The following is a 1,875-nucleotide window of genomic DNA, read 5'->3' on the forward strand; positions in this document are numbered from 1 at the left end:
CCAAACATGGGCAATGGCGGTTTTACACCGATACAGAAACTCAATCAGGCAGCTTAATTCTATTTATTAGGTGTCTTAAGTTTGGGAGGGTTACCCTCAGTTTACGATGACTCAAGATTTCTATAAGCAGCGTCTGATTGATGCGGGTTTACAAGTATTGATACCAGAAGATGAGGCAAGAGCAGAAGTACATCGCATTATCAAAAAAGAGCTGTGTGTCGGTGAGTTTAAAGACAGCTCACGAGAGTATTATCGTCAAGTGATTAAAGATTTGGCAGCGCAAGGGGCAGAGGGTGTGATCTTGGGCTGCACAGAGATTGGTTTACTTATCAAACAGGCTGATAGCCCGATACCTGTATTTGATACCACAGCTATTCATGCAGCTGCGGCGGTAGATTTTTTATTAGAGTAGTGCGGACTGATAAAAATATTTAAGCCTATAACGTTTTTACCAGTCGCTCAAGCAGTTCAAACGTGCTCTCTCGTTTGACCAAAGTTACCCCTTGTCCTGCCCATAAAGATTGATGTTCTGCATCCATATTTTTAGAGGCATGAGCTCGCATAGATTTGGACATGGCATTTAATTGTGGGTAGGGCGGTAGCTCATCAGCGCTTTCAAATTGAGCAAAATCACGTAGATAATCGTTTAATAAACCACGAGCGAGCTTACCTGAAAATAGTCGAGTTAAGCGCGTTTCTGAGCTGCGCCTGCTGTGACTGGCATCGAGTAAGGCTTGTTTATAAGTATCATTGATACCGCATTGGTCGGTGGTCAAAAACGCCGTCCCCATTTGTGCAAGCTCAGCACCTGCCGCTTGTACTGCCTTGATATCCTGTCCTGTCATAATGCCACCTGCTGCAATCAAAGGAATATCAGTACAGGCACGGGTTTGGGCAATCAAAGTCAATAATCCCAATGGATCGCTTTCACTTTGCGGTAACCAACCACCGCGATGTCCACCCGCTTCAACCCCTTGTACACATACCGCATCTGCGCCAATTTCGCTCCATGCTTTCGCTTCTAGTGGATGATTGGCGGTACCGATGACGCGTGTGCCGAAACTTTGCAGACGCTGAACTTGCTCAGCACTGATAATGCCAAAGGTAAAACTGGCAACGGGAACGGGATTGTCATAGAGCACTTTTAGCTGCTCTGCGAAGCTCTGCGCTGGGCGTTCAGGTAGTGTAAATTCAATATTATTGTCTTGATAGTATTGACTTAGCCAAGCGGGAATTTCGGTATCAAAGGTCGTAGATTCTTGCTCAGACAATACCATGAGATTGACCATAAACGGACGGTCGGTGAGCGATTTAATGGTATTAATTTGGCTGGTCAAAACATTTGGATCAGTCATACCAGATCCTAGTGAACCCAGTCCACCAAAGTTACTGACCGTCGCTACCAGTTCAGGTGTGGTTGCTCCTGCCATTGGTGCTTGAACGATAGGGTAGGTTAAGTTTAGAGTATCAAGTAAGGTCATGACGGGTAGCCTTTTGTTAAGGTGTTTGCATGACTTACTTTAACAGAGCTGGGCGAACAGTACGTAAGATAGTGTTTATTTAGTTGCTAAATAGGGTGGTGGGTTTTGACTACGGAATTGTAGTTAAATTATTTGACTATAAAACTGTAGTTAAAGTTTATTAATACATATACTTGAGATTACTAAATATCTAGCCAAAGAAAGTTGAATTAAATGAAAAAATTCTAGACTCTTGTGGAATAATATTAGGCTAAGTGCAATAATTATGGTAAGTCCGTATTTGTAACTTAAAAGTCCTATGGTAACCCTCCCAAACTTAAGACACCTAATAAATAGAATTAAGCTGCCTGATTGAGTTTCTGTATCGGTGTAAAACCGCCATTGCCCATGTTTG

2 protein-coding genes are annotated in these 1,875 nt (G+C 42.9%); one reads left to right on the forward strand and one right to left on the reverse strand.

The window, feature by feature from the left end; translation table 11 throughout:
* Positions 1-106: 106 nt before the first annotated feature.
* Positions 107-412, forward strand: a complete 306-nt coding sequence (locus ACQKCG_RS13900; protein ID WP_264757038.1) for an aspartate/glutamate racemase family protein — start codon at positions 107-109, stop codon at positions 410-412.
* Between the two features lie 25 nt (positions 413-437).
* On the opposite strand, the gene ACQKCG_RS13905 is transcribed toward ACQKCG_RS13900, so the two are convergent.
* Positions 438-1,481 carry an NAD(P)H-dependent flavin oxidoreductase gene (locus ACQKCG_RS13905; RefSeq protein ID WP_134292849.1) on the reverse strand — a complete coding sequence of 348 codons (1,044 nt, stop codon included), beginning with the start codon at positions 1,479-1,481 and terminating at the stop codon, positions 438-440.
* Positions 1,482-1,875: the final 394 nt, after the last annotated feature.

It is taken from the genome of Psychrobacter sp. NPDC078929 (genome assembly GCF_050267985.1).
Classification (GTDB): Bacteria; Pseudomonadota; Gammaproteobacteria; order Pseudomonadales; family Moraxellaceae; genus Psychrobacter.

What these genes read in the sequence shown, in the direction of transcription:
- ACQKCG_RS13900 (WP_264757038.1), top strand. Translation starts at nt 107, where the DNA reads ATGACTCAAGATTTCTATAAGCAGCGTCTGATTGATGCGGGTTTACAA.
- ACQKCG_RS13905 (WP_134292849.1), bottom strand. Translation starts at nt 1,481, where the DNA reads ATGACCTTACTTGATACTCTAAACTTAACCTACCCTATCGTTCAAGCA.